This window comes from Exiguobacterium sp. s57, from assembly GCF_018617685.1.
Lineage (GTDB): Bacteria > Bacillota > Bacilli > Exiguobacteriales > Exiguobacteriaceae > Exiguobacterium > Exiguobacterium marinum.
In genome coordinates this window covers 251,337-274,730 of sequence record NZ_JACSKR010000003.1, presented here as the reverse complement: position 1 = coordinate 274,730, position 23,394 = coordinate 251,337, and the positions used below count along the sequence as shown (strand labels likewise).

Below are 23,394 nucleotides of genomic sequence, written 5' to 3'. Positions count from 1 at the left end.
CTCATACTATTTTACTCGGAATTATATTCAAAAAAAAGACGTCTCTCGACGTGTTCTCAAAAAAATCGATGGGGCCCGGAGTGCCGTGACGATGCCTTGCTTTTGAACCTGCGTATGCAGGTGGGTGACCTAGCGTTTCCTTCACAAGTCCTCCTGCACGTGATGAGGCAGTTGATCCGGTTAGCAGTTCGGTCTCCCGTATTCAAAGTGTTGGCTCAAAATAACGAAGGCGGCTCTCGTACACCTCAGGTATCCCATCTGTTGATTTAACTATAGCGCTTCTATAAAAAGAAGTCAATGAGAAACACCGACTTCTCGTGACAGTTTCGTCACAACCATTTGTTACGAAACGCACGGTCAGGATCGTACGTGAACTGTTGACGCTCGATGTTAAAATGCCGATTTCGTGAGTCGTTTCCAACACCCGCTTGATAAGCCCAATTCGCCCAATTACTAGCGACATCATAATCGATCAGCTTCGATTCAAAGTAGGCTGCTCCGTATCGCCAATCCTGCATCAACTCCTTAGCGAAATAGTTGGCAACGATTTGCCGACCCCGGTTCGACATCCACCCTGTTGCATTTAGCTCGCGCATGAACGCATCGACAAACTCCACTCCGGTATCGCCTCGTCGCCATTTCTCGATGATGTCAGAATCGACCCGCCACTCCTTCGGCTTCGAACGAATCCCCTGCTCCCGAAACAATCGTTTTCCTTGTTCAAGTGCGACCCATTGAAAAAACTCGCGCCACAACAACTCAAAGTAGAGCCAGTACGTCGATTCGTTCACACTATGTGTCCGCTCGTGCGCTTCTAATTCAAAGAAGACTCGACGCGGGGACAACGAGCCATTCGCCAAATACGGGGACAACTTTGTCGAATCGTCGACCCCGAACCCATTCCGTGTCTCTTTATACGTTCGAATCGGCACGGACAAATAATCATTCAACCGACGTTTTGCAGCTAATTCGCCACCTTTGAAGGGGAATGCCGTCCTCGGGTCTTGCTCGACTTCTTGAACTGGGAATGGGAACGTCACTTCGCGTTTAGACGCTGTCGCCTTTCGGGAGGTGAGTTCGCGTGGTCGTACATCATATTCGACTGCTTTACGGAACTCTGTAAACAGGAACGGCATCTTTTCAAATGGGATATCAACTTCTTCAAATAACGTAAATCCTTCGAACGTTTCGTACTCCCCCTCCCACTCCCCGATTACTTCTTCTTCACGCTTTCGTTCATTGTATCCGATTGCCCTCTGAAACAAGAGACGGTCGGCCGGGTCTAGTATGTCGAGCGGATGCCCAACATGGACATAGAACGGAATCCCAAGAGCATTCAATGAACCTGCCACGTCTTCTAACGTTTCTTTCAAAAAATGAAACCGTTCGTTCCCGAGCGGAATGACACCATATCGATTCTCAACGAGCTGCTTTGGACTGATAAAATAATGCCCTTCTATCGGATCATCATGTCGCAGCGCCTCCTCGAGTGGCAAGTGATCATCGACGCGTAAATCATTTTGGTACCATATAATTGTTTTCATGAAGAGACCTCCTCCATTACTTAGTATGATGGATGACAGTTTAGTACAAAAAGATTAGGATGTGTTTGAAAAATGTTTTCAAAACCAACTTGTGTGGAATATATTCATCTAGAAGAGAAAGGGGTGCTACTATGGCTAAGAAAGGTAAGATGGGATCATTAATCAAAGTCGCGACGGCGGTCGCACCGTTCGTCTACAAATATTATAAAAAGAATAAAGCTAAAAAATCACCGAAGAAATAACGATCTCGTCTCAGCTTTCACGCTGAGACGTTTTTTTCATGTTTTCAAATCGAGTGTGCTAAGATAAATCAATCATTTCATTGAAACGAGGCGATGTTCGTGCACGTCCGATCTATCCACTTTTTACGTATTCTCTTCAAATGGGGCCTCTTCATGACCGGATTGTTCTTACTCGCACTCGGCTCATCGATCATGATCACGGCAAATCTCGGTGTCTCCACGTGGGACGTCCTTCATATCGGAATCGCTCACCATCTTCCGATTTCAATCGGAACTGTCATCTTATGCGTCGGTCTTCTACTCGTCCTATTCAAATACATACTCGATCGAGTCCGTCCTCAGTTCGGCACGCTCGTCAACGCGGTTTTCGTCGGGGTATTCATGAACTTGATTTTAAATGAACAATGGCTTCCTGTTTTCGAAGAGATGATCATGAATATCGTTTGGCTCACATTCGGCATATTTGTGATGGGTATGGGAGCCGGTCTGTACGTCGCTGTCGGGTATGGTGCCGGTCCCCGCGATGGATTGACGCTTGCCTTAGCAGACCGTTTCCAAACGTCTGTCCGTGCCATGCGGACTTGGATGGAGTTGACTGCTTGTCTTATAGGCTGGGCGCTCGGCGGACCTCTCTTCTTCGGCACCGTCCTATCGATTTTCCTCATCGGTCCGTTCTTCCAGTTCTGGTTAGAACGGTTCCGCCTGTTCATCACCTACGTCGATCGTCTCAAAGTAAAATTTGCATAAAAAGAGAGGGGCGGCCCTCTCTTTTTATATGTTCGGAATCAAGACAATCTTTCCGAACTTACCCGATTGTTTGAAGTACGTTTGCGCCTCACGTGCCTCTTCAAGCGGGAACGTCCGATCAATGACCGGTTTTAGCTTCCCTTCAGCAATCGAACGCAACATTTCGGCAAATTCATGACGTGTCCCGAGGACAGACCCGTACATCGCAATATGCTTCAAGTACAGTGTCCGGAAGTCGAGATGGGTCGTCTGTCCGCCGGCAGAACCGGAAATGCAGAATTTCCCACCCTTCTTCAATACTTGAAGAGACATATCAAACAACGCATCCCCGACGACATCAAGCACGGCATCGATCGGACCGTCGTTCGCGGCAATGATATCATCGGCAAGCGTCTCAGAACGATAGGAAAAGACTTCGGTCGCCCCGAACGCTTTCAATTCTTGCTCGTTTTTCAAATCACCGACAATGGCGAACACTTTCGCACCGAAAACGTTCGCAGCAATCTGAACGTTGAGCGAACCGACACCACCGCTCGCACCTGTGACGACAATCGTCTCACCGGAACGAATGTGTAACTGCTCATTCATATGCCACGCTGTGAGTCCGCTCACGGAAAAAACCGCACTTTCGACAAAATCATCGAGTGGCATATCAAAACAAAGGTCGGCCGGCCAGGCAACGTATTCTGCATAACCTCCGTCATATTCTGAGCCAATAAAGGACATATCGTCTGACAAGTGTTCTTTCCGTTCAGGTCCGCTCGAGGTGAACGGAAACAAGACGACATGTCGGCCGATCATCGTTTGATCGACCTCGTCCCCAACCTCGACGACTTCTCCCGTGATGTCTGAACCAGGAATGCGGGGAAAATGGACGCCTTCCGGGCGCCAACCTGACTTTTCGCCAGTTCCATACGCCCCTTCTCGCATCCAAATCTCGGTATTGTTAATGGCACAGGCGCGCACCTTGATCAGTACTTCTCCCGCTTTCGGCGTCGGTTTTTGGATATCGACCACTTGAAGTTGATCGACATCCCCATATCCTACGACTTGCACAGCTTTCATGGTGTATCTGCCCCCTTCTCTTTCGTTCATCCATATGTATTTACCCACGAACCATTCATATCACGCCCAAAAGGTCACCATTCTCAGGTGACCCTCCGTTTAAAGCTGTTGGCGTTGTAACAGATTTGTGAAGACGCCGCCTTTTTGGCTGAGCTCTTCATGTGTCCCGTCCTCGACGATTCCTTCGGCCGTCACGACGAGGATCCGATCGGCATTCTTCACCGTCGCCAAGCGATGTGCGATGATGAGCGTCGTCCGATTCGCCGCTAGTTCATTGAGTGAATCTTGAATGATGGCCTCGGTTTCCGTGTCGAGTGCCGAAGTCGCCTCATCCAAAATCAAGATCGGTGGATTTTTCAAGAACATACGTGCGATAGCGATTCGTTGTTTCTGACCACCGGAGAGTTTGAGTCCTCGTTCCCCGATTTGTGTGTCGAGACCGTGTTCGAGCTCCTCGACGAGCGTCCCGAGATGCGCCTTCTCTACCGCATACATGATATCGGCATCGGTCGCAGTCAGCTTCCCATAAGCGATATTCTCACGCAATGTACCCGCAAACAAGAAGACGTCCTGTTGAACGATTCCGATTTGACGACGTAAACTCTCTTTCGTCATATCACGGATATCCATGCCGTCAATCGAGATGGCACCCTTTGTGACGTCATAAAAGCGAGGGATGAGTGAACAGATTGTCGTCTTACCTGCCCCGCTCGTCCCGACCAAGGCCACGGTCGTCCCTTCCTTGATCGACAAGTCAATGTCCGTCAACACTTGGCGATAATCCGAGTATCCGAACGAGACGTCGTCGAAGACGATATCGCCTTTCAACGTCTCAACATCAACCGCTTCGTCGCGATTCTTAATATCCGGCTCTTCGTCTAAAAGTTGCGTGAAGCGTTTAAATCCTGCCATGCCTTTCGGATACATCTCTAAAAGTGCCGTTATTTTTTCGATCGGCTTGATGAGTAAGTTCATGTACAAGATGAATCCGACGAGCTGACCGTAAGACAACTGTCCTTCATACGTCAAATACGCTCCGTAAACGAGGACGAGTAACGTCATGAGACGCGTCGTGATGTAGATTCCGGCGAGTGACTTACTCATGACCCGATACGCTTCAATCTTCGAGCCGCGATAGAAGTTGTTGTCCTTTTGGAAACGTCCGATCTCAAACGTCTCATTCGTGAACGACTGCACGACACGTGCCCCTGACACACTGTCCTCAACGCGTGCGTTCACTTCCCCGATATTCGTGTACATCTTTTGCCATGCCTTGTTCATGTTTTTATTCGCATACGTGATCATGATGATGAGGAATGGTACCGCGACAACGGTGACGAGTGCGAGTTCTGGGTCAATCGAGAACATGATCCCGAACGCACCAAGTAGCGTCATGATGGCGATAAAGAAGTCTTCCGGCCCGTGGTGTGCCACTTCCCCGATGTCGAACAAGTCGTTCGTGACCCGACTCATCAAATGACCGGTCTTATGGTTGTCAAAGAAGCGGAACGACTGTTTATGGATATGCGTGAACAACTCTTCTCGCATGTCTGTCTCGATGTTGATTCCTAGCTTATGTCCCCAATAGTTGACGACATACTGCATCATCATGGCCAATATGTAAAGAATCAATAGACCGATGCTGACGATGATGATCCAGTTCCATTCCCCACCTGGCAACAAATCATCGATGAACCATTGAACGGCGAGCGGAAACCCGAGTTCAAGCAGTCCGACGAGAATCGCGAATGAAAAGTCGAGGATGAATAACTTCTTATGTGGCCGATAATAACTAAAAAAACGTGCAAACATTCTCTTACCCCCTTCTAAACATTAAGTGTACGCTTTTTTCCGAAAGTTGGAAAACAGGATGCATCCTTTTTTCATTCTTTTTTCAATCGGCGTATAATAAAGGTAAGGAGTGATACACATGCATGTACACATTACAGAACGCGCGCTCGAACGAATCAAGTCGTTGAAAGGCGAACGCGAGGGACAGATGCACCTCTTTTACGAGACGGAAGGTTGCGGCTGTGGAAACAGCGGGATCTTCGAGATTCGATACGTCACGGAGACGACTCCGGAAGACGTCGAGATTGACTCGAACCTCGGTCCAATCTTAATAAAAAACTGGACGAAAGTATTTTTAGACGAACAGATGAAAATCGACTTCCTTGAAGACCGTCGTACGCTCGTCTTGAAGAGTGACGGGCAAGTGTTCAATTCGAATCTACTCGTCACGGACGGCACGGGTTGTCAGTTGAACGTCCCGAGCCGATGAAACAGACACTGAAACAACATCCGAGACTGTTGGTGCTCTTCTTCTTGAGCTTCGGGCTTGGACTGTTCGGGATCTATCTGGCGTTTACCGACTCGGTTTACACGATGTCTGCTGTCATCGCCTCGCTGTTTGCGTTCGGTTTCGCGTTGCAGCGAACAGCGAAATATATGCAGCGAGAAGAGAATAAACGTTAACAAGAGTATGTGTTCCGATTAAATATCTACCATCTCGTGTTGAATCCAAAATCCGTTTCACACATACAAAAAACGAGGATTGCCATGGCAACCCTCGTTTTTTGTGCTTATTTCTTCTCTTTCACTGCCGTACGAATCGACAACTCTTCAAGTTGCGCGTCCACGACAGGACTCGGTGCTTGCGTGAGCAAGTCGCTTGCCGATGCCGTTTTCGGGAAGGCGATCGTGTCGCGAAGGTTCGAACGACCTGCAAGAATCATGACGAGACGGTCGAGACCGAGTGCGATTCCTGCGTGTGGTGGTGTACCGTATTCGAACGCTTCGAGCAAGAAGCCGAACTGTTCAACCGCTTCTTCTTGCGTGAAGCCGAGCAATTTGAACATACGTTCCTGGATGTCACGCTCATAAATACGCTGTGAACCGCCGCCGAGCTCGTAACCGTTCAAGACGAGGTCATACGCGATGGCGCGTACACTTGCCGGATCTGTTTCGAGCAGGTGAAGGTCTTCACGGTTTGGCATCGTGAACGGGTGGTGGTTCGCATAAAAGCGACCGTCTTCTTCTTCAAACGTCACGAGTGGGAAGTCCGTCACCCATAGGAAGTTGAACTTCGACTCGTCGATGAGACCAAGTTCGTGGCCGAGTTTGACGCGGAGTGCGCCAAGGCTGTCTGCGACGACAGTTGGTTTCGATGCGACAAAGAGAAGAAGGTCACCTGCTTCTGCATTCGTTGCTTCGATCAACTTTTGCGCATAAGTCTCGTCGAAGAACTTCGCGATTGGACCGTTCAAGCCTTCCGCTGTCACTTTGAGCCATGCGAGACCTTTCGCACCGTAAACCGCTGTGAATTCTTGAAGCTTGTCGATGTCTTTACGTGAGAAGTTGTCCGCCTCACCTTTGACGTTGATCGCTTTGACTTGTCCGTTTGATTCGAGTGCCGCGTCGAACACTTTGAATCCGGCACCTTTCACAGCATCAGCCACGTCGATGAGTTCAAGACCGAAACGTGTGTCCGGCTTATCTGAACCGAAGCGACGCATCGCTTCAGCATGAGTCATGCGCTCGAACTTCGCCGGTGTGTCCGTACGACCGAGCGTCGATTCCATGACTTGTCCCATCATCGATTCCATCATCGCCATCAAGTCTTCGATGTCCATGAAGCTCGTCTCGATGTCGACTTGTGTGAATTCAGGCTGACGGTCTGCACGAAGGTCCTCGTCACGGAAACAGCGCGCGATTTGGAAGTAACGGTCAAACCCTGCGACCATGAGCAACTGTTTGAAGAGCTGCGGTGATTGTGGGAGTGCGTAAAACTCTCCACCGTGGACACGGCTCGGTACGAGGTAGTCACGTGCGCCTTCAGGTGTCGACTTCGTCAAAATCGGTGTTTCGACTTCAAGGAACTCCTCTTCTGTCAAGAAGTTACGGATCGTGTTCGACGTCTTCGAACGAAGGCGGAACGTCTCTTGAAGCGCCGGACGACGAAGGTCGAGGTAACGATATTTAAGACGAAGGTCTTCTGAAACGTTTTCCGCTTCGTCCCCGATTGGGATTGGTGTCATCTTCGCCGCGTTCAAGATGTTGATCTCAGACGCGATGACTTCGATGTTTCCTGTCGGCATGTTCGGGTTCTTGTTCTCACGCTCGAGCACTGTCCCTTTCACGTCGAGGACGAACTCGCTACGAATCGTCTCTGCGAGTTGGTGGACTGCTTCGTTTTCTGGGCGAACGACGACTTGGACGATCCCTGTGCGGTCACGAAGGTCGATGAAGATGAGTCCTCCGAGGTCACGACGTTTTTGTACCCATCCTTTTAATTGTACTTCTTGGCCGATGAGTGACTCTGTCACACGGCCGTTCATATGTGTGCGTCCGATCATTGTGCTGCTCCTTCCGATAGTTCACGAATTTTGTCTGCGACGGCCGAGAGTGGCACGTCGACTTGTTCACCAGTCGTCATATCTTTCAAGGCGGCTGCCCCACGTTCGACTTCATCATCCCCTAAGATGACTGTAAACTTGGCTTTCAGGCGGTCCGCCTGCTTGAACTGTCCTTTGAACTTGCGCCCTTGGTAATCTCGGTCTGCCTTGAACCCTTCCATGCGGAGTAGTTGCAAGAGGCGTGTCGCCGTCAATTCGACTTCTTTCTCACCTTGCGCGACGATGAAGACGTCAAGTCCTGTCTCGAGTTCAGATAAGACCCCTTCATTCTCCAAGGCGAGGATGAGACGTTCCAACCCGATCCCAAAACCGATTCCCGGCATGTCTGGTCCACCGATGTCTTGCACGAGACCGTTGTAGCGTCCGCCGCCACAAAGTGTCGTGATCGCTCCGAAACCTTCTGCCTCGGACATGATTTCAAACGCCGTGTGCGTGTAGTAATCGAGCCCACGAACGAGCGTCGGGTCAATTTCATAGGCGACACCAAGTGCGTCGAGTTGTGCGAGCACTTGGTCGAAATATGCTTTCGACTCTTCATTCAAATATTCAAGGATCGACGGTGCCGTCTTCATCGACGGGTGATCGCGGTCGACTTTACAATCCAAGATGCGAAGCGGATTCTTATACAAACGTGACTGACAGTCTTGGCAAAGTTCACCTGCCACCGGCTCGAAGTGACGGATGAGCGCATCGCGGTGGGCGTTGCGGCTTTCCGCATCCCCAAGCGAGTTGACGACGACTTTGATTTTCTGAAGTCCAAACGACTTGTAGATCGAGTAAGCGAGGCTGATGACCTCCGCGTCAACGGCCGGGTCGCTACTGCCGATCGCTTCGACACCGTATTGGTGAAGCTGACGGAAGCGGCCTTTTTGCGGACGCTCATAGCGGAACATCGGTCCCATGTAGTAGAGCTTCGTCGGTTGGTCCGGATTCCCGAACAATTTGTTCGTCACGAACGCACGCACGACAGAGGCCGTCCCTTCTGGGCGAAGCGTGTACTCGTCTTTCCCTTTCTTCACGAGCGTGAACATCTCTTTTTGGACGATGTCCGTCGTCTCCCCGACACTACGTGTAAACAGGTTCGTCGTTTCAAAGATTGGTGTGCGGATCTCTTTATAGTTGTAACGGGCGCTCATGTCGCGAAGTTTTTCCTCGACATATTGCCACGTCTCGACCGTGCCCGGAAGCAGGTCTTGTGTACCGCGTGGTGCTTTCATCATCACATTTCCCTCCTTAAAATACAAAAAAGGCCCTCGTCCGCAAAGGGACGAGAGCCTGTGTAAGTTTCCCGTGGTACCACCCTCGTTGCAGAGCCATCACTTGAAACTCTGCCACTCGAAATCGGTTAACGCCCGATGAGACGGCTCCCCCTACTCGCTTTCAAAGGAGCACCTCCAAAGTGTCGTTCGGGTCATCATCCAGTCGATGCTTTCAGCCAAGGCATCGCTCTCTTTGCTGGTGGGTTGACCGTACTCTTCTTTATCGTAGGTGTTTGACTATATGCTTCATGATGCCGAATCAAGCCGGTATCTGTCAAGCGTTTTTTTCGAGCATGAGTGTGACCGGTCCGTCATTGACAAGTGCGACGTCCATCATCTCACCGAAGCGTCCCGTCTCGACGACGAGTCCATTTGACCGAAGTCGCTCGTTGAACTTTTCATAGAGCGTCTCGGCCATGTCCGGTTTCGCTGCCTTTGTGAAAGCAGGTCGCCGTCCTTTCATCGTATCTCCATATAGTGTGAACTGGGAAACAGACAAAATTTGACCGGACACATCTTGAATCGATAAGTTCATCTTTTCTTGATCGTCTTCGAAGACGCGAAGTCCCGTCACTTTGTCGGCGAGCCAGTTCACTTCCTCTTCTGTATCTTCATGTGTCACACCGACGAGAAGCAAGTATCCGGCGTTGATTGCCCCGACGACTTCTTCCTCGACTGTGACCGATGCTTTTTTCACTCGTTGCAATAATACACGCACGTTTCTCTTCCTTTCGTCACGTCATCATGACTCGGCTGACCGAATACACGTCTGAGATTTGTTTGATGCGCTCGACGACTTTCTGCAGGTGATTCACGTTTGGAATCGAGATCGTCATCGAGATGCGGGCTTGTTTGTTTTGGTCGCCCCGACCGCTGACGGCAATGATATTCGTATTCGTCGCCGACACGGCCTGAAGGACATCGTTCAGGAGTCCTGAGCGGTCATATCCAGTGATTTCGATATCGACGTTATAGTTTTTCTCTTTCGCCTGACCAACTTCCCATTCGACATCAAGGAGACGCTCTGGGTGTTGCTCGTTGACGATGTTCAAGCAATCTTTCCGATGAATTGAGACCCCGCGTCCACGGGTGATATACCCGACGATTTCGTCGCCTGGGACCGGGTTACAGCAACGGCTCATCCGAACGAGCATGTTGTCGATCCCTTTGACCGTCACGCCTGCTTCCGTCGTCTTTTTCTTCGGTGACTGACTGACTTTCAATTCGCTGATGGCTTCTGATAGTTCGAGCTTCGGCTCTTTCCGCTGCTTCTCGGTCAACTTATGCGCGACTTGAGCGGCAGTGATCCCTTGATAACCGACCGCGGCGTACATCTCTTCTTCATTCCCAAAGTTGAATTTCTCGACGACGATACTGAGTGCCGGTTCGTCGATTACTTCTTTCGGTTCGAATCCAAGTTTTTTGATTTCCACCTCGACGAGATCTTTCCCTTTTTCAACGTTCTCTTCACGCTGTTGGCGTTTGAACCATTGGCGAATCTTATTCTTCGCCTGACTCGAAACGGCGAGCTTCAACCAGTCCTTACTCGGACCGTAACTGTGCTTCGACGTGATGATTTCAATGATGTCGCCCGTCTCGAGCTTATAGTCGAGCGGGACCATCCGTCCGTTCACTTTTGCACCCGTCATCCGGTGCCCGATCTCCGTATGGATTCGGTAAGCATAGTCAATCGGAACAGAGCCTTTTGGTAACTCGAACACGTCCCCTTTTGGCGTGAACACGTAAAGCATGTCACTAAAGAAGTCGACCTTGAGGGACTCCATGAATTCCTCTGCATCCGTCGTGTCTTTTTGAAGTTCGAGAATCTCACGAAGGTGCGCGATTTTCTCGTCGAATCCGTTCGTCGAGACATTCTTCCCTTCTTTATACGCCCAGTGTGCCGCAATCCCGAACTCGGCGATGAAATGCATATCCTTCGTTCGAATCTGGACTTCGAGCGGTTCACCCTTAGGACCGATCACCGTCGTATGGAGCGACTGGTACATGTTCGGTTTCGGCATGGCAATATAATCTTTGAATCGTCCTGGCATCGGTTTGTATTGCGTGTGGATGATTCCGAGCACCGCATAACAATCACGAATCGAGTCAACGATAATCCGGACCGCCATCAAATCATAAATTTCATTAAATTCTTTTTTGTGCTTGAACATTTTATTGTAGATGGAATAGATATGTTTCGGCCGACCGTTTACATCGGCATCGATGTGCACTTCTTCAAGAACTCCGTTCACTTCTGTGATGACAGAAGTGACGAGCGCTTCTCGTTCCGTCCGTTTTTGTTTCATCATCGAGACGATCTTGTAGTATTGCTGCGGGTTGATATATCGTAACGAAATATCTTCGAGCTCCCATTTAATCGTTGAAATCCCCATCCGGTGTGCGAGCGGTGCAAAGATTTCAAGCGTTTCTTCTGCCTTTTGGACTTGTTTCTCTTTCGGCATATGCTGAAGTGTACGCATGTTATGGAGACGGTCCGCAAGTTTGATCAAGATGACGCGCACATCTTCGGCCATCGCGATAATCATCTTCCGGTGGTTCTCTGCGAGTTCTTCTTTTTTCGATTTATATTTGATTTTACCAAGTTTCGTGACCCCATCTACAAGCATGGCCACATCCGGACCGAAATCGTCCGTCAATTGCTGTAACGAAATATCCGTGTCTTCGACAACATCATGCAAGAGCGCTCCGATGATCGTCGTGGCATCTAAGCCAATATCAACGAGAATGCCGGCCACTTGGACCGGATGGAGGATATAGGGCTCGCCCGAACGTCGGAACTGACCGGTATGATGAAGTTTTGCGTATTCGTAAGCGCGTTTCACTTCGGTTATATCGTCGTCACCCATATACTCCCCGAGCGCGTCGAGAAGATCCTCAATACTTACGATTTGTTTTTTGGTCATAACATTCGACACCCTTTTTCTTACCGCTCCAATCGCCTTGGATTCGTCGCAGCATGGTAGTAGTTTGTATTCAAGATTCTATAATTTTTATAACCATTATCGAAAAAATCTGACGACCTGTCAAAGGTTGTCGGTTATTTTCCTCAAAAACTATTCAAAAACGGGAAGCATATGCTTCCCGTTCAAAAAAATCAGTCTTCGTATCGGATGAGTGAGAAGATGTCGTATCCTTCAAGACGCTCTCGTCCACCGAGTCCGTCGAGTTCGATCAAGAATCCGATTCCTGCTACAACTCCACCAAGTTGCTCAATCATTTTGATTGTCGCTTCAATCGTCCCACCTGTTGCGAGCAAATCATCAAGGATGACAACTTGTTGTCCAGGTTTGATTGAATCTTTGTGCATCGTTAAGATGTCCGTTCCATACTCGAGACCGTATGATACACGCACTGTCTCACGCGGTAACTTTCCTTCTTTACGTACCGGTACAAACCCGAGTTCGAGCGCATAGGCTGCCGGGCAACCGACGACAAATCCGCGCGCTTCTGGTCCAGCAATCAACTCTGCTCCACGCTCACGTGCATAAGCGACGAGCTCATCTACTGATTTCTTGTAGACTTCGCCATCTTGCATAAGTGACGTGATATCTTTAAAGCTAATGCCCTCTTTTGGATAGTCTGCTACTTCTTTAATATGCTGTTTGAAATTCATTTTATGTGTATGCCTCCTGCATCTTGTTCAATCGCAACGATTGTAACCGCTCTTTGAGCTCTGCCAATGACGCGTATACGAAACGCTCTTCGAGTTGTTGGCGTCCGATCCGGCGTTGATAGCACGGCGCCTCGGTCAAATCGCGTTTCGGTGCTTCCGGATTGACTCCAGGCAGTCCGTCTTCCATTGTAACAAGAAATTCGAGTTCAGAGAATACTTGATGCATAAATTGAATCGTATTTTTTGACCATTTTCGCTCTTTTGACAAACGAATCAGGTTTTCACGTAGATTTTTCCGTTCGCAAGTCGCCATATGCACATAATACGTTCGGAAATCCTCACGCGACGGAAGACGTTCAAAGAACGAGTCCCCTTGTCCGAACGCACAATAGATTCGTTCGACACCTTCATGAAGTTTTTCTGCGAGAACCGCCTCATCGTCAGGAAGATCGAGCAGGACGACGAAACGATTGAGTGGTTCATCGTCTTCATGAAGCGGAAAATCCTCTGATGTTCCTTGGAATGACAGGAACGACGTATGTTCTTTCGGCAGGTCCTTCAACTCTTGCACCGAGTTTTTCTTCCCACGGTAGTCAAATACTTGGAAGTCATCGACACGTAAATCTTGAATCATGAGCTGAGGCTTTCGCATCCCGTTCCATTCGTTCACCTGAAGACTCCCCATCACCGAGACATGAGCCATCTGCGAGATTTCCGAGACGACGTGTCCGAACCCGAACCCGATACCATCGAGCTCACGCTTGTCTCCGGCGAGCTGTACTTTCAAATGTGTTGCATCACGTCCGATTTGACGAATGTCACGTAGTTTCGCATCTGCCACGACAACACGTGGTGATGGGTTACCCATCCCAAACGGCGCGAGTTTGCCGATCTCTGTAATCAAATCGAGCGAGACGTCGTTGACCGTCAGTTTCAAATCGACATTGACCCGAGGCACGAACACGTCACCGGGAATCGATTCCGCTTGATGGTTCAGTCGTTCCCGTAGCTCAGCGACGTTTTCAGACTGTAACGTCATCCCTGCCGCGGCTGGGTGTCCCCCGAAGTGTGGCAAGATGTCTTCATTTTTAGAGAGTTCTTTAAACAGGTCAAACCCGTCAATCGATCGCCCCGAACCCTTCGCCTTGCCCGTTTCCGGGTCGTGACAGAGGAGGATGACCGGACGATAGTACGCTTCGACGAGACGAGAAGCGACGATTCCGACAACTCCAGGGTTCCATTTCTCACTCGCGACCACAAGCACACGGTCCTCTGTCATCGACGCTTCGACGAGTTCTTTCGCTTCAGCGGTGATCGTCTTGACGATATCTTGACGCTCTTTATTTTGCTTATCGAGTTGTTTCGCGAGCTCAAGTGCTTCCTCGACATGCTCGGCGAGGAGCATTTGAAGCGCCGGCATCGCCGAGTCGAGACGACCCGCAGCATTGATACGAGGTCCGAACGCAAAACCGACCGACTCCTCATTCAATACACTGTCACCGAGACCACACACTTCTCGTAATGCTAAAATACCTGGTCGCTTCGAGGCTTCGAGTGCCGCGATCCCTTTTTTCGCTAGCAGTCGATTCTCTCCGTCTAGTGGAACGAGGTCGGCGATCGTGCCGAGAACGGCCAAATCAAGGAGTTCCTCCGGCATTCTTCCTAAAACCGCATGCGCCACTTTAAGGGCGACCCCCGCACCGGCAAGCTTATCGTATGGATATCTCGGGTCGATGTGCGGATGGATAACCGCATAGGCGTCCGGGAGTGTCTCTTTCGGCTCGTGGTGATCCGTGATGATCAAATCGACACCAAGGTCTTTCAACAATGTCGCTTCTTCAATTCCAGAAATCCCACAATCCACCGTGATGACCAATGTGAACCCTTCATCGGCCGCCCACTGGAACGCTTCTTTGTTCGGTCCATAACCTTCTGTGAAACGGTTCGGGATATAGCACTCGGCCATGACACCAATTTCAGTCAGGGCGTGCCACATGACAGAAGAGGCGCTGACACCATCGACGTCATAGTCTCCATAGATGAGTACCATCTCACCTTCGTCCACCGACCGCTTGATACGGGTGACGACTTTCTCCATTTGCTCGAACAAGTACGGATCATGAAAGACGAGTTCTTCCTCGGCATACAAAAATGCTTTGGCCGCCTCTACGTCCTGATGACCACGCTGAACGAGTAACGTCGCGAGTTGTGCTGATATATTTAATTCGCTTTGTAAACGTGTGACGTCTTCCAAATTTGTTTCTGGATAGACCCACTGTTTCTTCGAATGATACATGTCCTTCACTCCAATCAATTGTAGATTATAGCAGACCGCGTGAAAGATGTGCCGTCTTGACATTTAAAAAGGTCTCCCGTTTGAAGGGAGACCCAGTTGTTACGCCTCTGTGACCGACGTATCTTTTTTCTTGTTGATGGTTGAACGTTTGATGAGGAGCCACAAATACGATGCAATAAAGATCGATGAGTACATCCCCATGAACAGACCGATGATCAATGCGAGCGAGAAGCTACGAATCGATTCGGCACCGAACACATACAAGGCGAGGGCTGTCACGAGTACCGTGATGACGGTATTGACCGACCGGACAATCGTCTCTTGAATCGATTTGTTGATGATCGACTCATACACGTCCATAGATCGAATTTTTCGTTCTTTTTCATACGACGTGATATTCTCCCGGACCCGGTCGAACGTAACGATTGTATCGTTGACGGAATAACCGATAATCGTCAGAATCGCTGCGATGAAGTACAAGTTCACCTCGACCCCAAACAGCGAGAACGCAACGATCATGAAGAACGCATCGTGTAACATCGCCACCACGGTCGCGACCGCATAAGAGAATTGGAAGCGGACCGTGATATAGAGAATGATCCCAATCGAAGCGACGGCTACCGCATACAAGGCATTTTTCGCCAAGTCACGACCGACTTGAGCCGACACGGTGCTGATGTTCGGATCGTTGCCGAACTGTTCTGTGAACGCAGTCTTGACGCTCGCGACTTCTTCTTGTCCTAATTGTCCGACGAACGTGACATATGCCAAGCGACCTTCATCTGCATATTGGACGCTCGAAATCTCTTGGTCGACACCCGCGTCATTGAACGCCTGTGTGAACTCTTCTTGTGAGACCCGCTCTTCCGTTTGTACCTCGACACGTGTTCCTGAGGCGAAGTCGATTCCAAGATTCAATCCCCGGAAGAACAAGAGACCGATTCCGAGAACGACGATGGCTGTCGAAACTAAGAACATCGTGCGCATATGTTTCACGTAATTCCATTCAGTAAGCTTAAAGTTCACGGATTTCACTCTCCTTCACACCAAACCATCCTTTGCGTTTGTCGAACAGGCGACTTGAGACAAGGAGGTGCATCAAATAACGTGAGATGAATACGTTCGAGATGAACGTCATCGCAATCGAGATCATGAGCATGATCGCGAACCCTTTGACTGAGCTTTGTCCAAAATAGAACAAGACCGCAGCCGAGATAAGTGTCGTCAAGTTGGCATCGATGATCGTACTGAGCGAACGACGGTTACCGGCACGAAATGCTGATAAGACCGATTTTCCAGAACGGAGTTCGTCTTTAATTCGTTCCGCTGTAATAATGTTCGCATCGACCGCCATCCCGACACCGAGGACGAGTGCCGCGATCCCTGGGAGCGTCAAGACCGCATTGATTCCATTGAAGAACAACATGATCAAATTAATGTATAGAACGAGTGTAATAATCGACACGAGTCCTGGTAGACGATAGAAGAACAACATGAAGAAGAATACAGCGATAATCCCGATTGTTGCGGCAAATACCGTTTCTTCAAGTGCATCTTGACCGAACTGGGCCGATACCGATGTCGAATAAATCTCATCAAGCTTGACCGGAAGCGCACCTGCGTTCAAGATGTCAGCGAGGCGTTGACCGCTATCTGCGTCAATCCCACCACCTGAAATGATGGCTTTATCCGACAAGATTGGCCCGTTGACGGAAGCATCTGACACAATTTTCGAGTTCTCTTTTTGAATTTCTTCCTCGTATGTGTCACCTTCTTCGTAATCGAGCCAAATGACGAGACGATTCTCCGGAGCAGGACGTTGTGAGATTTCTGACGTCACTTCACCGAATTTGTCAGCGGATTGAAGCGTCAACTCAACGACCGGTTGCCCTTGTTGGTTGTAGCTGAGTGCAGCACCACGGGGCGCCAAATCTTTCCCGTCGAGCAAGACGTTGTCATTTACGTCACGGAACGTCAATTGTGCCGTTGACGAGATGACTTCGCGCGCTTCGTTTTGGTTCGACACGCCCGCGAGTTGGACACGGATTCGATTGCTTTCTTCGATTCGAACGTCCGGTTCGGATACCCCGAGGACGTTGATTCGGTTGTTGATGGCGCGAACGGTTGCATTCATCGCCGATTCGTCGATGACATCACCGTCTTCGAGCGGTTGCACTTCATACAAAACTTCGAATCCACCTTTTAGGTCGAGTCCGAGATTCGTGTTCTTGACGACCCATGGTGTCGTGAACACAGCGAGCAGGATTGTCGCAATCATGAGGATCGCGAAAATCACAATGTTGCCTTTTTTGTACATACGACTATTTCCTTTCTAGACCACTGTTCTTGATAAAAACTTCTCTTGTTAACATTACAAATTTTCTAAACATTTATCAATCATTTTCCTAAAATTGTAACGGCTGTTCACAGATTATCTGTCCTAATTTGCGTATAAGACTAAATGTTGCGTATAGGCAAAACTTCATGTATGATAAATCTAACCATTACGAAATTAAAGGAGTCTTCCCTCATGGATAGTACGATTATTTATGCGTTCCTCCTCACCTTGTTTGCAGGACTTGCGACAGGGATTGGGAGTATGATCGCATTCTTTGCGAAACGAACAAACACAGCTTTCTTATCGATATCACTCGGTTTTTCCGGAGGTGTCATGATTTATGTATCATTCATCGAGATTTTCCCAAAAGCGCTTGAAGAGCTTGTTGGCGCACACGGAGAATCCACAGGTACGATTTATACAGTCCTTGCGTTCTTCGGTGGTATGTTCTTGATTGGCTTGATTGATAAATTCATCCCAAAAATGGAGAACCCGCACGAGGTCAAATTCGTTGAATCGATGCAAAATGATCCGTCTACTCAAGAATTGGCGACGACCGCAACAAATGAATCGACCAACATCACTCATCCGGAAACACAAAACCGCCTAAGAAAAATGGGGATTTTCATGGCACTCGCTATCGGAATTCATAACTTTCCTGAAGGGTTGGCGACGTTCATCTCGGCACTTGATGATCCTGCCGTCGGTCTTGCCATCGCGATTGCCATCGCCTTGCATAACATTCCGGAAGGGATTGCCGTCTCGGTTCCAATCTATTATGCGACGGGTTCACGGAAGAAGGCGTTCAAGCTTTCGATGTTATCTGGACTTGCCGAACCGGCCGGAGCTGCCATCGGATTTTTGATTCTCATGCCGTTCCTGAGCGACACCGTATTCGGACTATTGTTCGCGGCAGTCGGTGGAATCATGGTATTCATCTCACTTGATGAATTGCTACCTGCCGCCCGCGAATACGGGCGTGCCCATCACTCAATGTATGGAATGGTCGCCGGGATGATTGTTATGGCGACAAGTCTGATTCTATTGATGTAACAAACAATGCCCTGACGAAGCCGTCAGGGCATTGTTTTAGTTTGTTTTAAATACATGGACAACATCTTTTAATTCGGACGACATATGGCTCATCGTCTCGGCAATCCCATTGATTTCCTGAATAGCCGCAAGTTGTTCTTCGACGTTCGCACCCGCTTCTTCGACACTGCGCTGTGTCGAGACAGCGTTCGTAGACATATCTTCAACCGATACCGCGACCTCTGTCGTATTGGCACTTACCTCTTCCGTCGCTGCAGCAATCTCACTCATTTGACGCGACGTTTCTTCGATGACCGCTACAATCTCCCGGAACGCTTCGGCCACTTCACCCATTTGCGATACCCCGTTCTCTACGTGCACACTCGACTCCTCAAACGCCGATTCGACTTGTTCTGTGTCCCGCTGAATGTCGCGGACGACGGTTTGAATTTGAATCGCGGACTGCTTTGATTCTTCGGCAAGTTTTCGAACCTCCGCAGCGACAACCGCGAATCCTTTACCATGCTCACCGGCACGTGCCGCTTCTATGGCCGCATTCAAGGCAAGCAAGTTCGTCTGTTCCGTAATGGCTGTAATGGAACGGGTGATCTTTTCAATCTCTAGCGACTGGTTCGACAGACGACTCACCATTTGATTGGTCATTTCATTTGCCCGACGGATTTCTTGCATTCGCTTCTCGGCCAATTGAACCGTATCTAGTCCACCGTTCGCCGCCTCGAGTGTATGAATCGTCTGTTCATTCACTCCTTGTGAAGCGGCAGCAATTTGATTCAAGCCGTCAACCGCTTGATTGACACCGATCGTTCCTTCCTCCGCGCGCTTGGATGACCCTTGGGCAGCTATATTCATGTCTTCGAATAATCGTGAGACACCTTGTGTCGTCGTTGCCACATGATCTGTGCTTGCGTAAAGTTCCTCTGAATAGGCTGTGACTTTATCTGAAGCTTCTCCCACGCGACGAATCAAACCGACAAGGTTATGTTTCATCTCGTTAAACGCCGTCACAAGGTCTCCAAGTTCATCGTTTGATGCGACTTCGATATCTTCTCCCGTCAAATCACCTTCCGCCATGATTCGGGCTTGACGACCGAGTCGGTTGATCGGTTTTAGGAATAGGCGTTGTAGTGCTAAGAGAGAAAGAATTCCAATTACGACACCGACAACACTGATGACAATCATCCAAAAAATCGAACTTTCTGCATCCTTTTGAACCACCTCCGTCTCAGACTCAAGGAGGCCTCCTTTATACTCGACAAGATCTGTCACCGTCATGCGGACACGGTCCGTTGTAGGCGTCACACTCGTATTGAGTACAGTCTTATATCCAATCTCGTCTTGTTGCTGGCGAAGTTCGATCGCACGATTCATTTCGCGGTCCAACAGTTCGTTAAACTTTTCCAAGTCTTCTAGCCAAGATAAGATTTTCTCATCTGAAGACGATGCGTTGAGTTTTTTCATCAACTCATCACGATTCTCTTGAACCCCCTGTAAACTAATGAGTGTCTTTGGATTGGCGACAAGCATATAATAATTCAAATATCGTTCAGCATCCGTTACTGCCAATGACAAATTTTCTGCGAGGAGCATCTCCTGCATCCCTTCACTGAGGACCCGATCGTAAGCAGCAGTCGATTGTCTCAACTGATATGACCCGAGTGCTCCAACAATGACGAGGGCGATAATCGTCGGAACTAGTGCGATTGCCATACGTCTTTTAAGTGAAGAACGTCTATTTTGTTTCACACCGCTTCGTTTCCGTGTCCACCCTTTCCAATTTTTGAACGGTCTTACAAATCGTTTCACATCCATATCATTCGTTCTCCTTCATCTCGGATTTCTTCTCACCTTGACATTAATGCAAACGTTTTCACTATTCAAATCGATTTTTCGAAATAAGGTGGATGAATTTGAAACTAATTCATTTTGACAAAAATAAGTCATCTTTTGTATGCTTTAAATAGTAATAATTACGTTTTGGTAGGTATTCAAATGAATGTTGAAAATACATCGGTACTAATTATTGGTGGTGTCCCTGGAATGACACTCGCCGTCTCTATGTCACATCTTCGTTCGACTCGTGTCCTTCACTCGAATCGTTTATTGACCATGCCCTGATGATATGGAGCTCTGGTCTCAAATGGTCACCTCGAGTGACAAGAGGCAGCCCGAAGAATTCTCCCCCAACTTCTCTCGACACAAAAAAGCGTCCGACCGTAACGGTCAGACGCTTACTTGCTTATTCCTCAAATGAGGCATTCGCTTTTTTCACGACTTCTGCCACTGCACTTCGGTTGAAGCGTAGAAGCGACTGGTCGCATTTCAAAACGACATGTGTGTCTTCGATTTGATGAACGACGCCGTGTAAACCGCCGATTGTGACAACGCTGTCGCCACGCTCGAGGGCGTTTTGCATCGATTGTACTTCTTTTTGGCGTTTCGTCTGTGGACGAATCAAAAGGAAGTAAAATACGACGAAAATCAAGATCATTGGTAATAACGCAACGAGTGTTTCCATGTGTAACATTCACCCTTTCCTTCAATATCAGGTTCATTATACCGTGAAACTGAAACAATGTCACATAATGTCCGACACGATTTCTTAGAAATTCTTCGCGTTCGGCTTGTTGTAACCGTATTCTTCGAAGAACTCTTCTTTGAAATCGAGCAAACGGTCTTCACGAATCGCTTGACGAACCTGCTCCATCAACTTCACGAGGAAGTGAAGGTTATGTGTCGTGCACAAGTGAAGTCCGAACATCTCTTCCGCTCGAATCAAGTGATGGACATACGCACGCGAATAATTTTTACACGTGTTACAGTCACACTTCTCATCGATTGGACCGAAGTCTGTCTTATATTTTGCTTGTTTAATCGTGACACGACCTTTTGATGTCATGAGCGTCCCGTTACGCGCGATTCGTGTCGGAAGGACGCAATCGAACATGTCGATTCCACGAATCGATCCTTCAATCAATGCATCTGGCGAGCCGACACCCATCAAATAGCGTGGTTTGTTTTCAGGCATGAGAGGTGTCGTGAATTCAAGGGCACGATACATAACGTCTTTCGGTTCACCGACCGAGAGACCTCCTACCGCATATCCTGGGAAATCGAGTGAGACAAGGTCTTGCGCGCTTTGACGACGAAGATCTTCATATTCTCCACCTTGAATAATACCGAAGAGCGCTTGGTCTTCTGGACGTTCGTGTGCCTCGAGGCAACGTTCTGCCCAACGGCTCGTACGTTCGACCGACTTCTTCATGTATTCATGTGTCGCTGGATATGGCGGGCACTCATCAAATGCCATCATAATATCCGACCCGAGCGCGTTTTGAATCTCCATCGCTTTCTCAGGTGACAAGAACAACTTGTCTCCGTTCAAGTGATTGCGGAAATGGACACCTTCTTCTTGGATGTTTCGAAGATCAGCGAGAGAGAATACTTGAAAGCCGCCCGAGTCCGTTAGAATCGCGCCATCCCAGTTCATGAATTTATGAAGACCACCGGCTTGTTTGATGACGTCATGGCCCGGACGTACCCATAGATGGTACGTGTTCGACAAGATGATGTTCGCGCCCATCGCCTTGACTTGTTCTGGTGCCATCGTTTTAACGCTCGCTTGCGTTCCAACCGGCATGAAGACCGGTGTCTCGAATGAGCCATGCGGCGTATGGACGATCCCGTGCCGCGCTCCGGTCTGTTTACATGTGTGAATGTGTTCGTATGTGACTGCATGTTTTGTCATTTTGTTACTTCCTTCCTCGTGATGAGCATCGCATCTCCAAAGCTGAAGAAGCGGTATCGTTCTGCGACCGCAGTCCGATAAGCGTTTAAGATGATGTCGCGCGTCGCGAATGCCGAGACGAGCATGACGAGTGTCGATTTAGGCAAGTGGAAGTTCGTGATCAATCCATCGATTGCCTTCAACTCCACACCAGGGTAAATAAAGATATCCGTCCAGCCCGATGACTCGACGAAGTCCCCATGGTCTCGCATGATTGTCTCGAGCGTCCGCGTCGACGTCGTCCCAACCGCAAAGATGCGACCACCTTGAGCTCGAACATCTTGGAGCGCTGTTGCGGACTCTGCTGACAACTCAAAATATTCGCTATGCATCGTATGTTCTTCAATCGAATCAGCCGTCACTGGACGGAACGTACCGAGACCCACGTGTAGTGTGAGTGGAATCAACCGAACGCCTTTCCTTTTGGCTGCCTCAAGTAATTCTTCTGTGAAATGAAGACCCGCTGTCGGTGCCGCTGCACTGCCTCGTTCTCGTGCATAGACCGTTTGGTATCGGTCCTGGTCGTCGAGTTGTTCGCGAATATACGGCGGGAGTGGCATTGTACCGAGCTCGTCTAAAATTTCATAGAAAATCCCGTCGTAGTCAAACTTGAAACGACGTCCTCCTTCCGGGAGCTCCTCGACGCATTCTGCGCGGAGAATTCCGTTGCCGAACTCGACGATGGCACCGATGCGTACTTTTTTTGCAGGTTTGACGAGTGCTTCCCACACATCGTCTTCCGTCTGCTTCAATAAGAGCAGTTCGACTTTCCCACCCGTCTCTTGTTTCGCACCGAAAAGACGTGCCGGTAAGACGCGTGAATCGTTGACGACGAGCGCATCCCCCTCGTTCAAGTAATCGAGCACGTCACGGAAATGACGATGCTCGATGTCTCCTGTCTCACGGTCCAATACGAGCAGTCGTGAGCTTGTTCGATCGAGTAACGGGACTTGTGCGATCAACTCTTCCGGTAATTCAAAATCATAATCGTTTACGTTTAATTGAATGTCTTGCATA

The 23,394-nt window shown here is 49.0% G+C and carries 19 protein-coding genes, 1 other RNA gene and 1 other annotated feature; of the genes, 4 read left to right on the top strand and 16 right to left on the bottom strand.

What is annotated here, in order from left to right:
• Positions 1-68: 68 nt before the first annotated feature.
• Positions 69-255: non-coding RNA, 6S RNA (gene ssrS / locus KNO98_RS09810), on the bottom strand.
• Between the two features lie 74 nt (positions 256-329).
• Positions 330-1,544, bottom strand: coding sequence for a DASH family cryptochrome (locus KNO98_RS09805; protein ID WP_214700703.1), 1,215 nt, complete (start codon positions 1,542-1,544; stop codon positions 330-332).
• Between the two features lie 335 nt (positions 1,545-1,879).
• Here KNO98_RS09805 and KNO98_RS09800 point away from each other — a divergent pair, with 335 nt between their 5' ends.
• The gene (locus KNO98_RS09800) at positions 1,880-2,533 is read left to right on the top strand and encodes a YczE/YyaS/YitT family protein (protein WP_251130007.1); all 654 of its coding nucleotides are present in this window, start codon (positions 1,880-1,882) and stop codon (positions 2,531-2,533) included.
• Between the two features lie 24 nt (positions 2,534-2,557).
• Here KNO98_RS09800 and KNO98_RS09795 read toward each other — a convergent pair whose 3' ends face one another.
• Both KNO98_RS09795 and KNO98_RS09790 read right to left on the bottom strand, forming a co-directional pair.
• The gene (locus KNO98_RS09795) at positions 2,558-3,598 is read right to left on the bottom strand and encodes an alcohol dehydrogenase family protein (RefSeq protein ID WP_214700699.1); all 1,041 of its coding nucleotides are present in this window, start codon (positions 3,596-3,598) and stop codon (positions 2,558-2,560) included.
• Positions 3,599-3,697: 99 nt separating this feature from the next.
• A complete protein-coding gene (locus KNO98_RS09790) occupies positions 3,698-5,410 on the bottom strand; it encodes an ABC transporter ATP-binding protein (RefSeq protein ID WP_214700697.1) in 1,713 nt (570 codons plus the stop codon).
• A 118-nt stretch (positions 5,411-5,528) separates the two neighbouring features.
• Here KNO98_RS09790 and KNO98_RS09785 point away from each other — a divergent pair, with 118 nt between their 5' ends.
• Positions 5,529-5,879, top strand: coding sequence for an iron-sulfur cluster biosynthesis family protein (locus tag KNO98_RS09785; protein WP_034771157.1), 351 nt, complete (start codon positions 5,529-5,531; stop codon positions 5,877-5,879).
• A complete protein-coding gene (locus KNO98_RS09780) occupies positions 5,852-6,073 on the top strand; it encodes a hypothetical protein (protein ID WP_214700695.1) in 222 nt (73 codons plus the stop codon). Before KNO98_RS09785 ends, KNO98_RS09780 begins: the two co-directional genes overlap by 28 nt.
• Before the next feature lie 107 nt (positions 6,074-6,180).
• On the opposite strand, the gene aspS is transcribed toward KNO98_RS09780, so the two are convergent.
• The 8 genes from aspS to secD form a co-directional block, all read right to left on the bottom strand.
• Positions 6,181-7,953: an aspartate--tRNA ligase gene (gene aspS / locus KNO98_RS09775; RefSeq protein ID WP_214700693.1), complete on the bottom strand. Its 1,773-nt coding sequence runs from the start codon at positions 7,951-7,953 to the stop codon at positions 6,181-6,183.
• Complete coding sequence (gene hisS / locus KNO98_RS09770) at positions 7,950-9,230, bottom strand: histidine--tRNA ligase (protein ID WP_251130014.1); 1,281 nt, start codon at positions 9,228-9,230, stop codon at positions 7,950-7,952. Before hisS ends, aspS begins: the two co-directional genes overlap by 4 nt.
• A gap of 43 nt (positions 9,231-9,273) precedes the next feature.
• Positions 9,274-9,508 (bottom strand) — a binding site (T-box leader).
• Positions 9,509-9,546: 38 nt separating this feature from the next.
• Positions 9,547-9,990, bottom strand: coding sequence for a D-aminoacyl-tRNA deacylase (gene dtd, locus KNO98_RS09765; protein WP_214700689.1), 444 nt, complete (start codon positions 9,988-9,990; stop codon positions 9,547-9,549).
• Between the two features lie 16 nt (positions 9,991-10,006).
• A complete protein-coding gene (locus KNO98_RS09760; protein WP_214700687.1) occupies positions 10,007-12,196 on the bottom strand; it encodes a RelA/SpoT family protein in 2,190 nt (729 codons plus the stop codon).
• Positions 12,197-12,387: 191 nt separating this feature from the next.
• Positions 12,388-12,906 carry an adenine phosphoribosyltransferase gene (locus tag KNO98_RS09755; RefSeq protein ID WP_026826447.1) on the bottom strand — a complete coding sequence of 173 codons (519 nt, stop codon included), beginning with the start codon at positions 12,904-12,906 and terminating at the stop codon, positions 12,388-12,390.
• 1 nt (position 12,907) lies between these two features.
• Positions 12,908-15,265, bottom strand: a complete 2,358-nt coding sequence (recJ, locus tag KNO98_RS09750; RefSeq protein WP_251130006.1) for a single-stranded-DNA-specific exonuclease RecJ — start codon at positions 15,263-15,265, stop codon at positions 12,908-12,910.
• A gap of 36 nt (positions 15,266-15,301) precedes the next feature.
• Positions 15,302-16,228: a protein translocase subunit SecF gene (secF, locus tag KNO98_RS09745; RefSeq protein ID WP_214700685.1), complete on the bottom strand. Its 927-nt coding sequence runs from the start codon at positions 16,226-16,228 to the stop codon at positions 15,302-15,304.
• Positions 16,218-17,498, bottom strand: a complete 1,281-nt coding sequence (gene secD / locus KNO98_RS09740) for a protein translocase subunit SecD (protein WP_371742786.1) — start codon at positions 17,496-17,498, stop codon at positions 16,218-16,220. The genes secF and secD overlap by 11 nt, the downstream gene beginning before the upstream one ends.
• Positions 17,499-17,732: 234 nt before the next feature.
• Between secD and zupT the strand changes: the two genes are divergently transcribed.
• Complete coding sequence (gene zupT / locus KNO98_RS09735) at positions 17,733-18,593, top strand: zinc transporter ZupT (RefSeq protein ID WP_026826449.1); 861 nt, start codon at positions 17,733-17,735, stop codon at positions 18,591-18,593.
• Positions 18,594-18,629: 36 nt separating this feature from the next.
• Here zupT and KNO98_RS09730 read toward each other — a convergent pair whose 3' ends face one another.
• From KNO98_RS09730 to queA, 4 genes are all read right to left on the bottom strand, one after another.
• Entirely contained in the window at positions 18,630-20,402 is a 1,773-nt protein-coding gene (locus KNO98_RS09730) for a methyl-accepting chemotaxis protein (RefSeq protein WP_026826450.1), read from the bottom strand.
• Positions 20,403-20,829: 427 nt separating this feature from the next.
• Positions 20,830-21,108 carry a preprotein translocase subunit YajC gene (gene yajC, locus KNO98_RS09725; RefSeq protein WP_026826452.1) on the bottom strand — a complete coding sequence of 93 codons (279 nt, stop codon included), beginning with the start codon at positions 21,106-21,108 and terminating at the stop codon, positions 20,830-20,832.
• A gap of 84 nt (positions 21,109-21,192) precedes the next feature.
• The gene (gene tgt, locus KNO98_RS09720) at positions 21,193-22,338 is read right to left on the bottom strand and encodes a tRNA guanosine(34) transglycosylase Tgt (RefSeq protein ID WP_026826453.1); all 1,146 of its coding nucleotides are present in this window, start codon (positions 22,336-22,338) and stop codon (positions 21,193-21,195) included.
• Positions 22,335-23,393 (bottom strand): tRNA preQ1(34) S-adenosylmethionine ribosyltransferase-isomerase QueA, encoded by a 1,059-nt coding sequence (gene queA, locus KNO98_RS09715; protein ID WP_214700681.1) that lies wholly within the window; start codon positions 23,391-23,393, stop codon positions 22,335-22,337. The genes tgt and queA overlap by 4 nt, the downstream gene beginning before the upstream one ends.
• Position 23,394: the final 1 nt, after the last annotated feature.

Coding starts and splice junctions, on each gene's coding strand:
- KNO98_RS09805 (WP_214700703.1), bottom strand. CDS start 1,544: ATGAAAACAATTATATGGTACCAAAATGATTTACGCGTCGATGATCAC.
- KNO98_RS09800 (WP_251130007.1), top strand. CDS start 1,880: ATGTTCGTGCACGTCCGATCTATCCACTTTTTACGTATTCTCTTCAAA.
- KNO98_RS09795 (WP_214700699.1), bottom strand. CDS start 3,598: ATGAAAGCTGTGCAAGTCGTAGGATATGGGGATGTCGATCAACTTCAA.
- KNO98_RS09790 (WP_214700697.1), bottom strand. CDS start 5,410: ATGTTTGCACGTTTTTTTAGTTATTATCGGCCACATAAGAAGTTATTC.
- KNO98_RS09785 (WP_034771157.1), top strand. CDS start 5,529: ATGCATGTACACATTACAGAACGCGCGCTCGAACGAATCAAGTCGTTG.
- aspS (WP_214700693.1), bottom strand. CDS start 7,953: ATGATCGGACGCACACATATGAACGGCCGTGTGACAGAGTCACTCATC.
- hisS (WP_251130014.1), bottom strand. CDS start 9,230: ATGAAAGCACCACGCGGTACACAAGACCTGCTTCCGGGCACGGTCGAG.
- KNO98_RS09760 (WP_214700687.1), bottom strand. CDS start 12,196: ATGACCAAAAAACAAATCGTAAGTATTGAGGATCTTCTCGACGCGCTC.
- KNO98_RS09755 (WP_026826447.1), bottom strand. CDS start 12,906: ATGAATTTCAAACAGCATATTAAAGAAGTAGCAGACTATCCAAAAGAG.
- recJ (WP_251130006.1), bottom strand. CDS start 15,265: ATGTCAAGACGGCACATCTTTCACGCGGTCTGCTATAATCTACAATTG.
- zupT (WP_026826449.1), top strand. CDS start 17,733: ATGGATAGTACGATTATTTATGCGTTCCTCCTCACCTTGTTTGCAGGA.
- KNO98_RS09730 (WP_026826450.1), bottom strand. CDS start 20,402: ATGGATGTGAAACGATTTGTAAGACCGTTCAAAAATTGGAAAGGGTGG.
- yajC (WP_026826452.1), bottom strand. CDS start 21,108: ATGGAAACACTCGTTGCGTTATTACCAATGATCTTGATTTTCGTCGTA.
- tgt (WP_026826453.1), bottom strand. CDS start 22,338: ATGACAAAACATGCAGTCACATACGAACACATTCACACATGTAAACAG.
- queA (WP_214700681.1), bottom strand. CDS start 23,393: ATGCAAGACATTCAATTAAACGTAAACGATTATGATTTTGAATTACCG.